Source organism: Streptomyces sp. GESEQ-4, assembly GCF_017948455.1.
Lineage (GTDB): Bacteria > Actinomycetota > Actinomycetes > Streptomycetales > Streptomycetaceae > Streptomyces.
In genome coordinates this window covers 363,190-379,902 of record NZ_JAFFSU010000006.1, presented here as the reverse complement: position 1 = coordinate 379,902, position 16,713 = coordinate 363,190, and the positions used below count along the sequence as shown (strand labels likewise).

Sequence of the window (16,713 nt, the reverse complement as noted above, 5' to 3'; positions counted from 1 at the left end):
CGCGGTGGCGACGTCATCCTCACCGTCGACCAGTCCGTCACCACGCTGCTCGACTACCACCACTCCCCGCACCGCAAGGCCACCAACGGCAAGCCCGGCGAGGGCGGCAACCGCTCCGGCAAGGACGGGCAGGACCTGATCCTTCCCGTGCCGGACGGCACCGTCGTCCTCGACAAGGCGGGCAATGTGCTCGCCGACCTGGTCGGGCACGGCACGTCGTACATCGCCGCGCAGGGCGGCCGGGGCGGGCTCGGCAACGCCGCTCTCGCCTCCGCCCGCCGCAAGGCGCCCGGCTTCGCGCTGCTCGGTGAGCCGGGGGATCTGCAGGACATCGTCCTGGAGCTGAAGACGGTCGCCGACGTGGCGCTGGTCGGATACCCGAGCGCCGGCAAGTCGTCCCTCATCTCCGTGCTGAGCGCCGCCAAGCCCAAGATCGCCGACTATCCGTTCACGACTCTCGTCCCGAACCTGGGTGTCGTGACCGCCGGGTCCACCGTCTACACGATCGCCGACGTGCCGGGCCTCATTCCAGGTGCCAGCCAGGGCAAGGGGCTCGGTCTGGAGTTCCTGCGCCACGTGGAGCGGTGCAGCGTGCTCGTGCACGTCCTCGACACGGCCACCCTGGAGTCCGAGCGGGATCCGGTGTCCGACCTCGATGTCATCGAGGCCGAGCTGCGGGAGTACGGCGGGCTGGACAACCGGCCCCGGATGGTCGTCCTGAACAAGGTCGACGTACCGGACGGCAAGGACCTCGCCGAGATGGTGCGGCCGGATCTGGAGGCTCGTGGTTACCGGGTCTTCGAGGTGTCCGCGGTGGCGCACATCGGGCTGAAGGAACTGTCGTTCGCGCTTGCGGAGTTGGTGGGGCAGGCGCGGGCCGCCAAGCCGAAGGAGGAGGCGACGCGGATCGTCATCCGGCCCAAGGCCGTGGACGACGCGGGCTTCACCGTCACGCGGGAGGAAGACGGGCTGTTCCGGGTCCGGGGCGAGAAGCCCGAACGCTGGGTGCGCCAGACCGACTTCAACAACGACGAGGCGGTGGGCTATCTCGCCGACCGGCTCAACCGCCTCGGTGTGGAAGACCAGTTGATGAAGGCGGGTGCCCGGACCGGAGACGGTGTCGCCATCGGTCCCGAGGAGAACGCGGTCGTCTTCGACTGGGAGCCGACGGTGATGGCCGGTGCGGAGATGCTGGGCCGGCGGGGCGAGGACCATCGCCTCGAGGAGCCGAGGCCCGCGGCGCAGCGGCGCCGGGACCGGCAGGCGGAGCGGGACGAGTCGGAGCAGGAGTTCGACGACTTCAATCCGTTCTAGGCGCGGCCGAAGGGGCCTTGTGAGGGCCGCCGGGCGGTGAATTGGGTTAACGGCGGGGAAAGTTGGGGCTGCCGTGAGGCAACTCCGTGGCTCGTGGGTGGGTCGTAGAAAGTGAAAGTTCTACCTCCCGACTCCAGGAGCCACATGAGTAAGCGCACGTCACTCCGTCGTATCGGACTTGCCGCCGCCATCGCCGTCGCCGGTGCCGTCATCGCGCCGGTGACCGCGACGGCGGCCGAGGCGCAGCCCACCGCGGTGAAGCTGCGCAGCGACTTCGACGGGGACGGATATCAGGACCTCGCCGTCGCCGCGCCCAGCGCGAAGGTCGACGGGAAGGCGCGTGCCGGGTACGTCGCCGTGGTGTACGGCTCGGCCGAGGGACTCGACCTCGCGCACCGGCAGGTCGTCAGCCAGAACAGCCCCGGTGTACCTGGTGTCGCCGAGGCCGACGACTCCTACGGCGACAGCCTCTCCACCGGCGACCTCGACGGCGACGGGTACGCGGACCTCGTGGTCGGCTCCTCCGGCGAGGACGTCGGGGAGATCCGCGACCCGGGCACGCTCGCTGTGCTGTGGGGCGGATCGCAGGGGCTGTCCGGCGGGACCGGGATCGCGACCGGCGAACAGACCGACGACCTCGACGTCCGGACCGCCGTGGGCGACTTCGACGGCGACGGCCACCTCGACCTCGCCACGCCCGACCGCGTCCTGGCCGGACCCTTCAGCCGTACGACCGGTGCGGCCGGCACCACCGCCCTCCAACTCGACGCCTCCTACGTCACGGACGACATAGCGGCCGGCGACGTGGACCACGACGGCGTCACGGACCTCGTCGCGCTCCTCCACGACCCCAGCGACAGCGACACGCACGACCCGGACGCCTTCAACCGCCGCGCCGTCCACCTGCGCGGCACCCCGGACGGCCTGTCCGCCCCGGCCACCCTGAAGAACCCCGACGGGACCGTGATGCGCGGCGGCGAGAGCGTGGGCGTCGGCGATGTGGACAAGGACGGGTACGGCGATGTCGTCATCGGGCGGACCAAGGACGGGTTCGGCGAGGTCCCGGACGTGGACCCGCAGCTGATCGGCGGTCAGATCGGCGTGGTGTACGGCTCGGCCGCCGGCCCCGACACCTCCCGTACGACGACCATCACGCAGGACACCCCGGGCGTGCCCGGCGCCGCCGAGTACAGCGACCTGTTCGGCTCGGACATCGCGGTGGCCGACGTCGACGGCGACGGTTACGCGGATGTCGCCGCGGGCTCGGCGGGCGAGGATCTCGGCAACGTTGTCGCGGCGGGCCAGGTGAACGTGTTGCGCGGCAGCGCGGCCGGGCTCACCGGGAGCGGCGCGAAGTCCTTCAGCCAGAACACCGCGAACGTGCCCGGTACGGCGGAGCAGAACGACTACTTCGGCGCCAACACCTCGCTGGTCGACGCCGACCGCGACGGCAGGGCCGACCTGTACGCCGGGGCCGCGAGCGAGAACCAGGGCGACGGTGCGGTCTGGGCGTTCCGCTCCACCGCCATGGGTCCGACCACGAACGGCTCCCTCAGCTTCGGTGCGGGGACGCTGGGCGCTGAGCCGGCGGACGCGAACCTCGGTGGTGAGTTCGCGCGGTAGTGCTCCGCGGGGGCCGTCGTTCGTCTGCGGGTGTGTGAGGGGCTGGTCGCGCAGTTCCCCGCGCCCCTTTCGGGGCGCTGTCCTGACCGTCTGACGGCCCATCAGGGCGTTACGGCGCGATCACTTCCGTCGTTTCTCCATCCATGCCGCAACGGGTCTCCTCTTGTCTCCCTATTTGTCATGCACGCGCACCCCTCTGTTCAACGGGTGGTCCGCCCGGAAGCGTGAGCCTTGCAGTGTCCAAGAGGCCAGCGAGGCAAGGGAGTTCGCGTATGACCCCCGCCGTATCCCCCGACCGACGTCGCTTTCTGACCGCGGGAGCCGCCGTCCTGGGCGCCGCCGCCTCCGCCCAGCTGTGGCTGCCCGCGGCCGCCCGAGCGGCCGAAACCCCGCTTCCCGACGGGGTGTTCAGCCTCGGTGTCGCCTCCGGTGACCCGCTGCCCGACGGCATCGTGCTGTGGACCCGGCTCGCCCCCGACCCGCTGAACGGCGGCGGCATGCCCGCGCGCACCGTGTCGGTGGAGTGGCAGATCGCCGAGGACGAGCGGTTCCGCAAGGGAGTGCGCCGGGGACTCGCCCAGGCGCGGCCCGAGTACGGGCACAGCGTTCACGTCGATGTACGGGGACTGCGCCCGGGCCGTACGTACTGGTACCGCTTCCGCACCTCCGGCCAGCTCTCGCCGGTCGGCCGCACCCGCACCGCGCCCTCCCGCCTCAGCTCCGGCGGACAACTGCGCGTCGCGCTCGCCTCCTGCCAGAACTGGCAGCACGGCTACTTCACGCCGTACGCCGACATGCTCGCGCAGGACCCGGACGTCGTGGTGTTCGTCGGCGACTACATCTACGAGTCGACGCCGTCGGCGACCGCGCTGCGCAAGCACGAGGGGACCGGTGAGCCGTACAGCCTCACCCAGTACCGCAACCGGTACGCGCAGTACCGCACCGACCCCGATCTCGCGGCGATGCACGCGAACGCGCCCTTCGTGGTCTCCTTCGACGATCACGAGATCGACAACGACTTCGCCGGCGAGATCCCGCAGGACCCGGACAAGCAGACCCACGACTCGTTCGTGGCCCGGCTGACCGCGGGCTACCAGGCGTTCTACGAGCACATGCCGGTCCGGGCGAGCGCGATCCCCAGCGGACCCCACATCAAGATGTACCGCCGCCTGGAGTTCGGCCGTCTCGCCCGGCTCAATGTGCTGGACACCCGGCAGTACCGCAGCGACCAGGTGACCAGCCAGGAAGCCGCCAAGAACCCGTCGCTCACCATGCTCGGCGCCGAGCAGAAGCAGTGGCTGCTGGACGGGCTGCACGGCTCGCCCGCCCGCTGGAACCTGGTCGCCTCGCAGATCATGGTCGCCGAGACGGATCTGCTGATCGGCGAGGGCAAGCAGTGGTTCTACGACGCCTGGGACGGCTACCAGGTCGAACGCAACGCGCTGATGGCGGAGTTCGCCGAGGTCCGCAACCCGGTCGTGCTCACCGGTGACCGTCATCTGACGATGATCAGCGACCTGAAGAAGGACTACGCGGACCCGGGCTCCGACGTCGTCGGCGCCGAGTTCGTGGGCACGTCCATCTCCAGCAACGGCGACCAGGACCAGGCGGCCTTCCGCAAGGAGTGGGACCCGCGGATGCCGGACAACCCGCACTGGAAGCTGCTCGACGCCCACCGCGGCTACCACCTCTTCGACCTCCGCCGCGACGGGATCGACGCGCGGGTGCGGGTCGTGGACACGGTGCGGCAGCCGACGGCGGCCGCGAGCACGCTCGCCAAGCTGTGGGTGGAGTCCGGGAAGCCGGGCGTGCACGTGGTGTAAACGTTTCGAGGGGAGAGCCTGGGACTCAGCAGAGTTCCAGGCTCTTCTTAATTCGTCACGCTCCGCGACGCCGATCACCTGTGGAGTTACTCACAGCAATTGCACGCCTGGTCATGGAACGTTCTCGCCCATGACCAGGCGTGCAAGGTGAATACCAGGTTGCGCGCACATATGCAGTGGAGGGCGCTCACCTTGCACTGCGGTAACCACAAGTGGGACCATTTCCAGGTCCCCAGTCGCCCCAAGGTAGGTCACCTGTGTCACAGCACATTGCCAAGCCCCGTACCACCGCAGTGATCCTGGCCGGTGGCACCGGCCAGCGTGTGGGTCTCTCGATCCCCAAGCAGCTGCTGAAGATCGCCGGCAAGGCAGTCATCGAGCACACCCTGACCACTTTCGAGAAGGCCGACTCGATCGACGACATCATCGTCCTGATGGCGCCGGGCTATGTGCCGGACGTGGAGAAGATCGTCGCCAAGGCCGGGTTCCAGAAGGTCTCCCGGATCATCGAAGGCGGCGCGACGCGGAACGAGACCACCGAGCGCGCCATCGAGGCGCTCAGCGAGGGCCTGGCCGAGGGCGAGGACCGCAACGTCCTGTTCCACGACGCCGTACGCCCCCTGCTGTCGCAGCGCGTGATCGACGACTGCGTGACCGCGCTGGAGCGCTACCAGGCCGTCGACGTCGCCATCCCGTCCGCCGACACCATCATCGTGACCCGCACGCACGGCGAGGACGGCGAGTTCATCACCGAGATCCCGGACCGCTCCCGGCTGCGCCGCGGCCAGACGCCCCAGGCGTTCAAGCTGTCCACGATCAAGCGGGCCTACGAGGTCGCGGCCGGTGACCCCAACTTCCAGGCCACGGACGACTGCACCGTCGTACTCCGCTATCTGCCGGACGTGCCGATCCATGTCGTCGCGGGCGACGAGTACAACATGAAGGTCACCCAGCCCGTCGACGTGTTCATCGCCGACAAGCTGTTCCAGCTGGCCTCCACCGCCACGCCCGAGCAGTTCGGCGAGGAGGCCTACCGCGAGCTGCTCGGCGGCAAGACGGTCGTCGTCTTCGGCGGCTCGTACGGCATCGGCAAGGACATCTGCGAACTCGCGCAGGCGTACGGCGCCCACGTCTACGCGCTCGGCCGCTCCACCACCGGCACGCACGTGGAGAACCCGGAGGAGGTCGACGACGCGCTGTCCAAGGCGTACGCCGAGACCGGGCGCATCGACTACGTCGTCAACACGGCGGGCGTGCTGCGCATCGGCAAGCTCGCCGAGACCGACAACGCCACCATCGAGGAAGCGCTGAAGGTCAACTACCTGGCCCCGGTGCAGATCGCGCGCTCCTCGTACAAGTACCTCGCGGAGACCAAGGGCCAGCTGCTGCTCTACACCTCCAGCAGCTACACCCGCGGCCGTGCCGAGTACAGCCTCTACTCCTCCACCAAGGCCGCCATGGTGAACCTCACCCAGGCCCTGTCCGACGAGTGGGCCGGCGACGGCATCCGCGTCAACTGCATCAACCCGGAGCGCACCGCCACCCCGATGCGCACCAAGGCCTTCGGCCAGGAGCCCGCGGGCAGCCTGCTCTCCTCCGAGGCCGTCGCCCGCACCTCGCTCGACGTGCTGCTGTCCGAGCTGACCGGCCATGTCATCGACGTCCGCCAGCAGGACCCGACGGCGGGTGCGGCGAAGGCCTCCGGCTTCGACGCGGCCCTGGCCTCGGTCCTCGACCGCCAGGACGGCGTGTAATAATTACCGCCAAATAGATCTTCAATTCAGGCCTTTGTGGGTATCCCTTTACGGGGTGTTCACAGAGGCCTGAAGCCGTACAGAACAAAACCGGCATTCCCCCTCCAGGAGCAGGTTTCTCCGTGATTTCCACCGCTATTCGCGTCGCCCGGGTGGGCAGCGCGGCCGAGCTGGCCGCAGCGGCCCTCATGATGCTGGGCTTCCCGGCGCTCATGCTGGCCGCGCTCGTCCCGAGCGTTCCCGCCTTCGCGGCCGCGGCCGCCGTGACGTATCTGGCGGACCACTATCTGCACCACAAGGGCAGCTATCTGATCAACCGCCTGAGCAAGGTGCGCGCGGGTCTGTCGATCCGCTTCCTGATCAGGCAGCTCCTGCTGGTCCTGCTGCTGGCCCGCCTCTCCCTCGCGGACGACCTGATCTTCTACGGCGCGATAGCCGGCTTCATCGCCTTCTACGGCCTCCAGGCCCCGCACGGCGCGCTGGTCACCCTCATCCGCAACCGCCGCCGGATGCCGGTCGCCACCCGCAATGTCGACCTGGCCTCCCGCATCCGCATCCCGGACGCCCCGCCGCGCCCGCTGCTGCACCGCTCCGCCGAGAAGATGCTCCACCTCGACCTCGCGGCCGTCACCGGCGTGATCGTCTCCGCGGGCATGAAGTCGGCCGCGGCGGGCTTTATCGGCATCGGCGTGACGCTGTTCCTGGGCTGCCTGTACGTCCTCGCGCTGGTGCCGTACGTCCGCGGCTCGAAGATCCCGCCGAACGCGGAGAAGGTGCTGGCCGCCGTGGACGGCTGGCTGGGCGAGTACCGGCCTCAGACGGCGCTGTACTTCTCCGGGTCCAAGGACTCCGCGTACCAGGTCAACATGTGGCTGGAGACCATGGAGCAGCTGGACTCCAGGCCGCTGATCATCCTGCGTGAGCGCGCCGTCCTGGAACGGATGGCGCCCACCACGGTCCCCGTCATCTGCGTGCCCGGAGGGGTGCACCTGATGAACATGGACCTCTCCACGGTGCGCGTCACGCTGTACGCGGCGAACGTCGGCAAGAACGTCCACATGCTGCGTGTCCCGACCATGAAGCACGTCTTCATCGGCCACGGCGACAGCGACAAGCTGGCCAGCGTCAACCCGTTCAGCAAGGTGTACGACGAGGTGTGGACCGCCGGGCGCGCGGGCCGCGACCGTTACGCCATCGCCGACGTCGGGGTCCGCGACGAGGACATCGTGGAGGTCGGCCGCCCGCAGCTGGCGCCGATCGAGACGTGGCAGGGCGTGCCGGAGGGACGTATCCCGACCGTTCTCTACGCTCCCACCTGGGAGGGCTGGGACGACAACCCCGGCAACACCTCCCTCCTGCTCGCCGGCGAGAACATCGTCCGCACCCTCATCACCGCCGACCCGCCGGTCCGCGTCCTGTACAAGCCGCATCCCTTCACCGGCACCCGCAGCGCCGCCGCCAAGGCCGCCCACCAGCGCATCACCGCGCTGGTCGAGAAGGCCGCCGCCGAGGCCCGGGGCCCGGTCGACGAGGCCGCGCAGGACGCCGCCAAGGCCGAGCTGGTCCGTATCGAGGCCCGTATCGCGGAGCTGTCCGGCATCGGCGCGGAGAAGCGCGACGAGGCCGAGGCCACCCGGGACGGCGTGGTCGACGTGGCGCAGTACGAGGAGCTCGCCCGGCTGCGCGCCGAGTGGAACGACGCCTACTGGCGCTCCTTCCCCGCCCATGAGCACCGCGTCATCGAGGGCGCCGAACCGCGCCTGTACGACTGCTTCAACGTCTCCGACGCGATGGTCTCCGACATCTCCAGCGTGGTCTCGGACTTCATCGCCAGCGGCAAGCCGTACGCGGTCACCGACTCCGCCGAACTGGGCGAGGAGGAGTTCAAGCGGCAGAACACCGCCGTGCGCGCCGCCGTCATCCTCAGCAACAGCGCCGCCGAGCTGGGCGGGCTGCTGGCCGCCGTCCGCGATCCGGCCGCCGATCCGCTGGCCGCGGACCGCAAGGAGCTGAAGCGGTATCTGCTCGGCCCGGACGAGCCAAAGTCCATCGAGCAGTTCAACACCGCCGTGGCGAACCTGGCGTTGAAGGCCCAGACCCGCAACCTCGGCCAGGAGGCGCGGACCGCGGCGACGGAGGCGGAGCTGACGGGCTGACCGACCGTCACAAGCCCGACGGGGCCCCCGAGGAGCGAATTCCTCGGGGGCCTTTTTCGTCATCTGGAATCACCTGGAATTCGTATGACGTAGGTCACTAATTCACGGTCTGGAAGCAACCGGTTCACCCACTCGCCCGTCTACAAGGTTGCGAATAAAGAGATACGGGGGGAATGTCCCGTTAGCGAGGGGGAAAATGTGACCGTGGCGCAGCCTGATGTGACCGTGATCATCGGGGCGTACGAAGCGATGCCGTATCTGGTCGAGTGCCTGGCATCCGTCGAGGCACAGACCATCGACCCGGAGCGCATCGAGGTCATCGCGGTCGACGACGGTTCGACGGACGGCACGGGGGAGTACCTGGAGGAGTTCGCGGCCCGCGCGCCGATGCACGTGACCGTGATCCGGCAGGAGAACTCGGGCGGCCCCAGCGGCCCGCGCAACGTCGGCCTGGGCAAGGCGGCCGGGCGGTACGTCTTCTTCCTCGACGCCGACGACCGGCTGGGCGCCGAGGCCCTGGAGCGGATGGTCGCGATGGCCGACCGCAACGGCACGGACGTCGTCCTCGGCAAGGTCGAGGGCATCAACCGCAAGGCGCCCAGGTCGATGTGGGGCAAGACGCTGGAGCGCACCGACGTCTACTCCTCCAACATCAAGTTCACGCTCAGCGCCCAGAAGCTGTTCCGCCGCGCGCTGCTGGACCGGCACGGAATGTGGTTCGACGAGTCCCTGTGGACCGGCGAGGACGCGCTGTTCACGATGGAGGCGTATCTGCGGGCCGACGGCGTCTCGGTGGTCGCTGACTACGTCTGCTACTACCTGGTCGGCCGCGACGACGGCAAGCATGTGACGAAGAGCGGCGGTTACACCCTGCGCTTCGACTCCGCCCGCGCCCTGATGCGCCTGATCACCGACCTCGTCCCGGCGGGCCCGCGCCGCGATACGCTCATGGTCCGGCCCTTCACGGTCACGCTGCTGCCGCAGTTCGGCCCCCAGTACCTCAAGGACAGCGAGGAGGTGCGGCGCCACAAGCTGGAGCTGGCCAAGCCGCTGATGGAGGCCTACTGGACCGAAGAGGTGGCCCGCCGCCTCAAGGTCGAGGAGCGGCTGCGGCTGCACCTGGTGGCCGGGCAACGGTCCGAACTCCTAGTCGAGGTCCTGGAGTTCCTCCGCGCGAAGAAGCAGGCCGCCCCCCTGCTGGAGAAGAAGGGCCGCCGCGTCTACCTCGCCTACCCCCTCTTCCGCGACCGCACGGCCGCCATACCCGACACCGTCTACCTCGCCGAACCCCGCGAGGCCCGCGCAGTCCCCGGCTACCGCGAGGGCGGCGCAGACATGTTCGCGCGCAAGGTGATCCGCCGGGTACGCCGAGTGCTGCCCGCATCGGGGATGCGAACAGCGGCCTGAACTCCCAGCGCCCCAAAGGGGCGCGGGGCTGTATCGATATGCGGCTCCGCCGCGTGGGCGCGACCAGCCACAACGGACCCGCGGACGAAGAACCAGACTCCCAGCGGAGCGCTAACGTCCTGACTGAAGTGCCCGGCGGATCGGCCGCCCCACCACCCGCCGGGCCTTGCGATAGACCGAGGTCGGCGCCGACGCCACCGCCGGGTTCGCCGCGCGCTTCAGTTCCCGCTTCAACTTCGCGTTGTCCACCGCCAGTTCGGCGATACGGCTGTGCAGCCACCCGAACCGGGACGTGAGCGAAGCGATGTCCGCGTCGTTCCAGGGACGGATCCCCGCCGGGAAGGCCAGAGACCGCATACGCGCGTCGAAGGCCGCACCGCCGTCACCATGCGTGAACGTGTTCCGCAGCCCGTTGCGGTCCAGGAACCCCGTGAACCGCTCGAACCGCTCCTGGTGGCCGCCCGTCAGCTCGGCGAAGTCGGCCTCCTCGTACAGCCGCGCGGGATCCAACGCTCCGGGGTCCTCGGGCAGCTGGTCGATCCTGCGGTGCGGGACGCCGAAGTAGCGGCACAGCTCCAGCGTGCGCGAGTCGCCGCACAGCACGGTCGCGGGCGTCCCGGCCAGCAACGCCGCGATGTTGCCGTGGATACGGGAGCCGAAGGAGAAGTCGAACGGCCGCAGATCGTCGATCCACGTGATCGGGTCGACGTAGACGCGGACCTTGTCCTCCCGGTACATCGGATGGTCCGGGTGCGTCGGCATGGCGGTGATCCGGCCGTTGGGGTCGGACAGGTCCCGCCAGTGCAACTGCCGTGCGTCGCTGAGGTTCTGGCCGATGAACCGGAGGTGCGGGTAGCGCTCGTGGGTGTGGCGGATGATCCGGTCCAGGCCCTGCGACCGTACGGCGCTGTGTGAGCCGTTGACGGCGATCCGGGAAGCGGCGGACAGCTCCGGCTGCCGCTTGGACACGGCGAGTTCCTTGCCGTACAGGAAAAGCGACGGGCAGCCGATCACCTCGACGTCCCTGAACCCCATGTCCTTGAGGTACGTCTCCGTGAACTCGCCCCGTACCCCGATCGAGGCGCTGCGGTCCAGCACCGCCGAGACGAACTCACGCACGGTCGGCTCGATGGGCTTGAGCCGCGCCGGGTCGTAGGTCAGCCCGGTCTGCGCGCCGACACCCAGCACGACGACCGGGATCCGGAGCCGGCCGATGAGCCGCGTCAGCCGCTTCAGCTGCTGCTCGAACGACGGCCGGAAGGCGTTGGCCAGCGGCACGACGAAGGCGTCGTACTCCTCGTTGATCCGGGCCGCCGCGGAGACGTCCGTACGGATGCCGTTGGAGACGACCTCCGTATCCGGAGTCTCGAGGATCTTGTGCGCGGCGTCGCTGAAGATCAGGTTGCCGGAGTTGGTGGCGAACACGTCCCGGTGAAGGGCTTCCTCGATGGGGACGACGTCGTACGGGCTCTTCCCGGAACGGAGCAGAATGCGCTGCACGCGGGCGCCGTGGTGATCTTTAGGTGGCACGGCGTTCACGTTAAATTTGCATAGCGTTTGATTACTAGAAGCAACCGGTACAACCTTTTTACCGTGCGCGACCTGTGAGGACACGGTTACCGGACGCACGTCCAGGGACTGATATCGATGCGCGGTCCCTGGCCCCCTTCGCGTAGATTGCGGACAGCCGAGTGCGAGGGGACGGAAGCGAAGTGGCAGGGGCAAGGCAGGCCGTGAGCGAGGCCCACAGGATCGTCGTCAAGGTGGGATCCTCGTCGCTGACCACCGCGTCCGGCGGCCTGGACGCCGACCGCGTCGACGCACTCGTGGACGTCCTCGCCAAGAGCCGCAGCGGGGGAGAGAAGGAGATCGTCCTCGTCTCCTCCGGTGCCATCGCGGCCGGACTCGCCCCGCTGGGCCTGCGCCGCCGCCCCAAGGACCTGGCCCGGCAGCAGGCCGCCGCCAGCGTCGGCCAGGGCCTGCTCGTCGCCCGCTACACCGCCTCCTTCGCCCGCTACGGCGTCCGCGTCGGCCAGGTGCTGCTGACCAGCGACGACATGAGCCGCCGCGCGCATCACCGCAACGCGCAGCGCACCCTCGACAAGCTCCTCGCGATGGGCGCCCTCCCGGTCGTCAACGAGAACGACACCGTCGCCACGGACGAGATCCGCTTCGGCGACAACGACCGCCTCGCCGCCCTCGTCGCCCATCTCGTACGGGCCGACCTGCTGGTGCTGCTCTCCGACATCGACGGCGTGTACGACGGCGACCCGAGCAAGCCGGGTACCGCGCGGATAGCGGAGGTGCGTGACCCTTCGGACCTCGCGCACGTGGAGATCGGCAGCGCGGGCAAGGCCGGCGTCGGCACCGGTGGCATGGTCACCAAGGTCGAGGCCGCCCGGATCGCCGCCGCGGCCGGCATCTCCGTCGTGCTGACCAGCGCCATCCATGCCACCGAGGCGCTGTCCGGCGGTGACACCGGCACGTACTTCCACCCCACCGGCAAGCGCTCCGCCGACCGGCTGCTGTGGCTGCAGCACGCGTCCACCCCGCAGGGCTCGCTGACCCTGGACGACGGGGCGGTGCGGGCGGTCGTCGAGCGCCGCACGTCGCTGCTGCCGGCCGGGATCGCTGCCGTCGAGGGCGAGTTCAGCGCGGGCGACCCGGTCGAGTTGCGCGACACCGAGGGGCGTGCGGTGGCCCGCGGGCTCGTCAGTTTCGACGCCAAGGAGATCCCGCAGCTGCTCGGCCGCTCGACCCGGGAACTCGCCCGTGAACTGGGCCCGGCGTACGAACGTGAAGTCGTACACCGGGACGACCTCGTGATCCTGCACCCGTAAAAGGTGACCGTTGCGCAAAACAGCCCCGCAGCGGCTTGCGGCCTGCTCAACTTTGTCTTAGGGACCAATCCGCACGACCATCGTAAGGAGGCCGTCGTGAGACGAGTGCGCCCTGGGGCGGCCGCGTCCCGCGACGGTGTTCCCTCCCGCGCGGGCGGCGAGGAGCGCGCCCTGACCAGCGTCGCGGCCGGCGACCGGTACGAGGAGCCGAAGGACGCGCCCCGCCTGTGGCATGTCACCTTGAGCGTCTCCGGCGCCGAGACCCCGCTGAAGGAGGTACGGCGCTGCCTCGAGCAGCTCGCCCATGACCACCCCTTTCTGCTGACCAGCCGCTACGCGGTCGACCACGCCGAGATCCGCTACTGGGAAGAGGCCCGCGACCTGCACGACGCCGCCGCCGTCGCCCTGCGCCTGTGGGGCGAACACCGCCAGTCCGCGGGGCTGCCGCCCTGGGAGATCGTCGGCCTGGAGGTCATCGACCGCGAGACCTACCACCAGCGGCTCGCGGAGGGGTACGGACCGCCGCCTGCGTCGCCGGTAGGCGTCCACCCGTATTGAGCGGCCGAGTGATCGTTTTACCGAGTCCGGGCGGCTTGTCTCGGGGTTTGGGATGGCGGCCGGACCGACCCGTTCCGCGCACTACGCTTCCCTCATGACCACGCTTTCGCCGTACGACTCGATGTCCCCGGTCACCCGGGCCGCCTACCGCGCCAAGGCCGCCGCAGCCGACCTCGCGCCGCTGCCGCGGGCCGAGAAGGACGACGCGCTGCTCGCCATCGCGGACGCGCTGGAGGTCCGTACGAGCGAAATCGTCGAGGCCAATGCCAAGGACATCGTCAAGGCCCGTGAGGCCGGCACCAGCGAGGCCATCGTCGACCGGCTGACGCTGACGCCGGAGCGGATCCGGGCGATCGCCTCCGACGTGCGGGACGTCGTGGCCCTGCCCGACCCGGTCGGCGAGGTCGTCCGCGGCTCGACCCTGCCGAACGGCATCGACCTGCGCCAGGTCCGCGTCCCGCTGGGCGTCGTCGGGATCATCTACGAGGCCCGCCCGAACGTCACCGTGGACGCCGCCGCCCTCTGCCTGAAGTCCGGGAACGCCGTGCTGCTGCGGGGTTCCGCCTCCGCCTACGAGTCGAACACCGCCCTGGTGCGGGTGCTGCGCGACGCCGTGGGCGGCGCCGGGCTGCCCGCCGACGCCGTCCAGCTCGTGCCCGGCGAGAGCCGCGAGAGCGTCCGCGAGCTGATGCGGGCGCGCGGGCTGGTCGACGTACTGATCCCGCGCGGCGGCGCCTCGCTGATCCAGACCGTCGTCCAGGAGTCCGTCGTCCCGGTCATCGAGACCGGCACCGGCAACTGCCACGTCTACGTCGACGCGCACGCCGACCTCGACATGGCCATCGACATCCTGATCAACTCCAAGGCGCACCGCGTCAGCGTCTGCAACGCCGCCGAGACGCTCCTGGTCCACCAGGACATCGCGCCTCAGTTCCTGCCGCGCGCCCTGGACGCCCTCGCGGAGGCCGGGGTCACCGTGCACGCCGACGAGCGGGTGCTGGCGTACGCGAAGGACTCCAAGGCGACGGTCGTCGAGGCCACGCCGGAGGACTGGGAGACCGAGTACCTGTCGTACGACATCGCCGCGGCGGTCGTCGACTCGCTCGACAAGGCCGTCGAGCACATCCGGCTGTGGACCTCCGGCCACACCGAGGCGATCGTCACGACCTCGCAGCAGGCCGCCCGCCGCTTCACCCAGCTGGTCGACTCCACCACGGTCGCGGTGAACGCCTCCACCCGCTTCACCGACGGCGGCCAGTTCGGCTTCGGCGCGGAGATCGGCATCTCCACCCAGAAGCTCCACGCCCGCGGCCCGATGGGCCTACCGGAACTGACCAGCACGAAGTACATCGTCACGGGAGATGGCCACGTACGGCGCTGAGAGCGCCCCGTAGGTTCACGGCACCACCCGCGGAGCGAGCCGTCTCACAGGGCGGATGAATTTCCATACCGTCTGCCCAAATTGATCCCTCCGGTCTACTCTGGATCCGTGCCGGAGGACGTGGGGGGCACGCCGTTCCCTGACGGCTGGGAGCCCGACGACGACCACGACCGCGGGGTGTCGGACGAAGAGTTCGCCTCCGTGGTCTTCGACGAGGCCTTCGTACGGTCGGCCGTGGTGCACGAGCCGACCGCCGTCGAACGCCTCCTGGCCGCTGCCGAGGCCCGCCGGGCCCACCGCAGAGGCGAACGCCACGAGGACGGCTACGGCCCTGACGATCGCGGCGGTTTCGGCCATGATCCGGACTTCGACGACCTGGACGACCCCGACACCCTCAACGGCCGCTACGGCGCTCCGGGGACCTACGGCAAGCAGGTCCGCTGGCACCGCCCCGTCGCCTGGATGCTCGCCATCCTGATGGGCATCGGCATGGTCGCGCTGGCTTTCACGGCGGTCTACCGGGGCGCGTCCTCGGGCAACCGGGACAGGGTCCCGCCACCCGCCTCCACCGGCCTCGAACAGGGCAGTGCGGCGGCACCCTCCGCTTCCGCCAGCTACTCCCGGCCACCGGTCCCCGCGACCCCGCGCACGCCCTGACATCCGCCCCCGACAGGCCCTGATCACCCTGGGGCCATCCTGGTGAGAACCTGTCAGAACTTGTCGTATACCAGGGCGTTTACCTGGCCTCCCGGAGACCTACTCTGAAGATATGGGAGGGCCTTCAGACCCACACGAGGGGACACCCGAGGGCGGCCCCGGAGGTGGCGAGGACGAATACCGATCCGTCGTCTTCGACGAATCGTTCGTCCGGGCTGCCCGTCTTCAGGAGTTCTCCGCACAGGAGCGCATCGCCGACCACGCGCCCGCCGTACGGCGCCGGCCGCCGGTGCGGCGGAGCGGCCTGTCCCGGCAGGCGCTGATCCTGGTCCTGCTGATCGCGGTCGCCTTCGGCACCGCGATCTACATGGGTGTACGGCACCCCTACCAGACCCCGCAGGCCCGGCAGCCCGTCGAGCCCCTGCGGATGACCGTCATCCCGCTCGCCCCGCAGGGCAAGGTGCCCGGCTCCGCGGACCCCGAGGAACTGTTCGCGCACAGCCCCGCCGCGCAGTTCCGCGTCGGCGCCGAGGGGATACCACTGCCCGCCACCCGGCGCACCGAGCACTTCTCGGACAGCCAGGTCGTGAGCGCCCTGAACACCGCCAAGGACTACCTCGTCCGCTCTTCCCTCTACCCGGACGTGCTCACCGGCGGACAGGTCCGGCCCGTGCGGGTCCTGGTCGCCCCGGACCAACTCGACCAGTTCGACCAGAGTTTCCGGCAGCCGACCGCCGACGGCAGGCATGCGCCGACCGGATGGCTGGTTCGCTTCGACCCGAACAGGACCGAGCTGGCCGACGACAAGATCCGCGTCCAGGGCAGCCTGCACGCGGCCGAGGCCGACGCGTCCACGCTCGAGGTCACCTCGGACCACACCTTCGTGTACGCGCTACGACCCACCGGCGCCGGCGAGAAGGCCGAGGCGTCCCTGTTCACCGTCCGCCGTGAGCTGCACTTCCGCTTCGACCGCGACGACCTGCGCCTCCAGCAGGCCCAGCTGGCCGTCTCCTACGTCCAGGCCGGGCCGGTCTCCTGCGCCGGCGACTCCACCAACCAGCTGCGCCCGCTGCTGGCCGGCCAGACCGCCAAGGGCGGCGGACCGGCCGGCACGGACCCCTACGCCACGGGCAGCGCGACGGCGCTGTGCGGGACGCTGGCGCAGAGCGCGCAGCCGAAGGTGTGAACCGGACCCTCGGT

The 16,713-nt window shown here is 69.8% G+C and carries 12 protein-coding genes; 11 read left to right on the top strand and 1 reads right to left on the bottom strand.

What is annotated here, in order from left to right:
• The 6 genes from obgE to KCH48_RS15530 form a co-directional block, all read left to right on the top strand.
• Positions 1 to 1,314 (top strand): GTPase ObgE (obgE, locus tag KCH48_RS15555; protein WP_210574553.1); only part of this gene is annotated, 1,314 nt, incomplete at its 5' end.
• 144 nt (positions 1,315 to 1,458) lie between these two features.
• Positions 1,459 to 2,937 (top strand): FG-GAP-like repeat-containing protein, encoded by a 1,479-nt coding sequence (locus KCH48_RS15550; protein WP_210574551.1) that lies wholly within the window; start codon positions 1,459 to 1,461, stop codon positions 2,935 to 2,937.
• A 272-nt stretch (positions 2,938 to 3,209) separates the two neighbouring features.
• A complete protein-coding gene (locus KCH48_RS15545; protein ID WP_210574550.1) occupies positions 3,210 to 4,760 on the top strand; it encodes an alkaline phosphatase in 1,551 nt (516 codons plus the stop codon).
• 257 nt (positions 4,761 to 5,017) lie between these two features.
• Positions 5,018 to 6,514, top strand: coding sequence for a bifunctional cytidylyltransferase/SDR family oxidoreductase (locus tag KCH48_RS15540; RefSeq protein ID WP_210574549.1), 1,497 nt, complete (start codon positions 5,018 to 5,020; stop codon positions 6,512 to 6,514).
• A gap of 122 nt (positions 6,515 to 6,636) precedes the next feature.
• Positions 6,637 to 8,670, top strand: a complete 2,034-nt coding sequence (locus tag KCH48_RS15535; RefSeq protein WP_307840890.1) for a hypothetical protein — start codon at positions 6,637 to 6,639, stop codon at positions 8,668 to 8,670.
• A gap of 198 nt (positions 8,671 to 8,868) precedes the next feature.
• Positions 8,869 to 10,077, top strand: coding sequence for a glycosyltransferase family 2 protein (locus tag KCH48_RS15530; RefSeq protein WP_210574548.1), 1,209 nt, complete (start codon positions 8,869 to 8,871; stop codon positions 10,075 to 10,077).
• A 111-nt stretch (positions 10,078 to 10,188) separates the two neighbouring features.
• On the opposite strand, the gene KCH48_RS15525 is transcribed toward KCH48_RS15530, so the two are convergent.
• On the bottom strand, positions 10,189 to 11,607 hold the full coding sequence (locus KCH48_RS15525) for a polysaccharide pyruvyl transferase family protein (protein WP_374104682.1): 1,419 nt from the start codon (positions 11,605 to 11,607) through the stop codon (positions 10,189 to 10,191).
• Between the two features lie 203 nt (positions 11,608 to 11,810).
• On the opposite strand from KCH48_RS15525, the gene proB reads away from it, so the two are divergent.
• From proB to KCH48_RS15500, 5 genes are all read left to right on the top strand, one after another.
• On the top strand, positions 11,811 to 12,917 hold the full coding sequence (proB, locus tag KCH48_RS15520; protein WP_210574547.1) for a glutamate 5-kinase: 1,107 nt from the start codon (positions 11,811 to 11,813) through the stop codon (positions 12,915 to 12,917).
• A 105-nt stretch (positions 12,918 to 13,022) separates the two neighbouring features.
• On the top strand, positions 13,023 to 13,475 hold the full coding sequence (locus KCH48_RS15515; RefSeq protein WP_210574588.1) for a hypothetical protein: 453 nt from the start codon (positions 13,023 to 13,025) through the stop codon (positions 13,473 to 13,475).
• 94 nt (positions 13,476 to 13,569) lie between these two features.
• A complete protein-coding gene (locus tag KCH48_RS15510) occupies positions 13,570 to 14,856 on the top strand; it encodes a glutamate-5-semialdehyde dehydrogenase (RefSeq protein ID WP_210574546.1) in 1,287 nt (428 codons plus the stop codon).
• Positions 14,857 to 14,964: 108 nt separating this feature from the next.
• Entirely contained in the window at positions 14,965 to 15,513 is a 549-nt protein-coding gene (locus KCH48_RS15505) for a hypothetical protein (RefSeq protein ID WP_210574544.1), read from the top strand.
• 112 nt (positions 15,514 to 15,625) lie between these two features.
• The gene (locus KCH48_RS15500; protein ID WP_210574542.1) at positions 15,626 to 16,699 is read left to right on the top strand and encodes a hypothetical protein; all 1,074 of its coding nucleotides are present in this window, start codon (positions 15,626 to 15,628) and stop codon (positions 16,697 to 16,699) included.
• Positions 16,700 to 16,713: the final 14 nt, after the last annotated feature.

What these genes read in the sequence shown, in the direction of transcription:
- KCH48_RS15550 (WP_210574551.1), top strand. Translation starts at nt 1,459, where the DNA reads ATGAGTAAGCGCACGTCACTCCGTCGTATCGGACTTGCCGCCGCCATC.
- KCH48_RS15545 (WP_210574550.1), top strand. Translation starts at nt 3,210, where the DNA reads ATGACCCCCGCCGTATCCCCCGACCGACGTCGCTTTCTGACCGCGGGA.
- KCH48_RS15510 (WP_210574546.1), top strand. Translation starts at nt 13,570, where the DNA reads ATGACCACGCTTTCGCCGTACGACTCGATGTCCCCGGTCACCCGGGCC.
- KCH48_RS15500 (WP_210574542.1), top strand. Translation starts at nt 15,626, where the DNA reads ATGGGAGGGCCTTCAGACCCACACGAGGGGACACCCGAGGGCGGCCCC.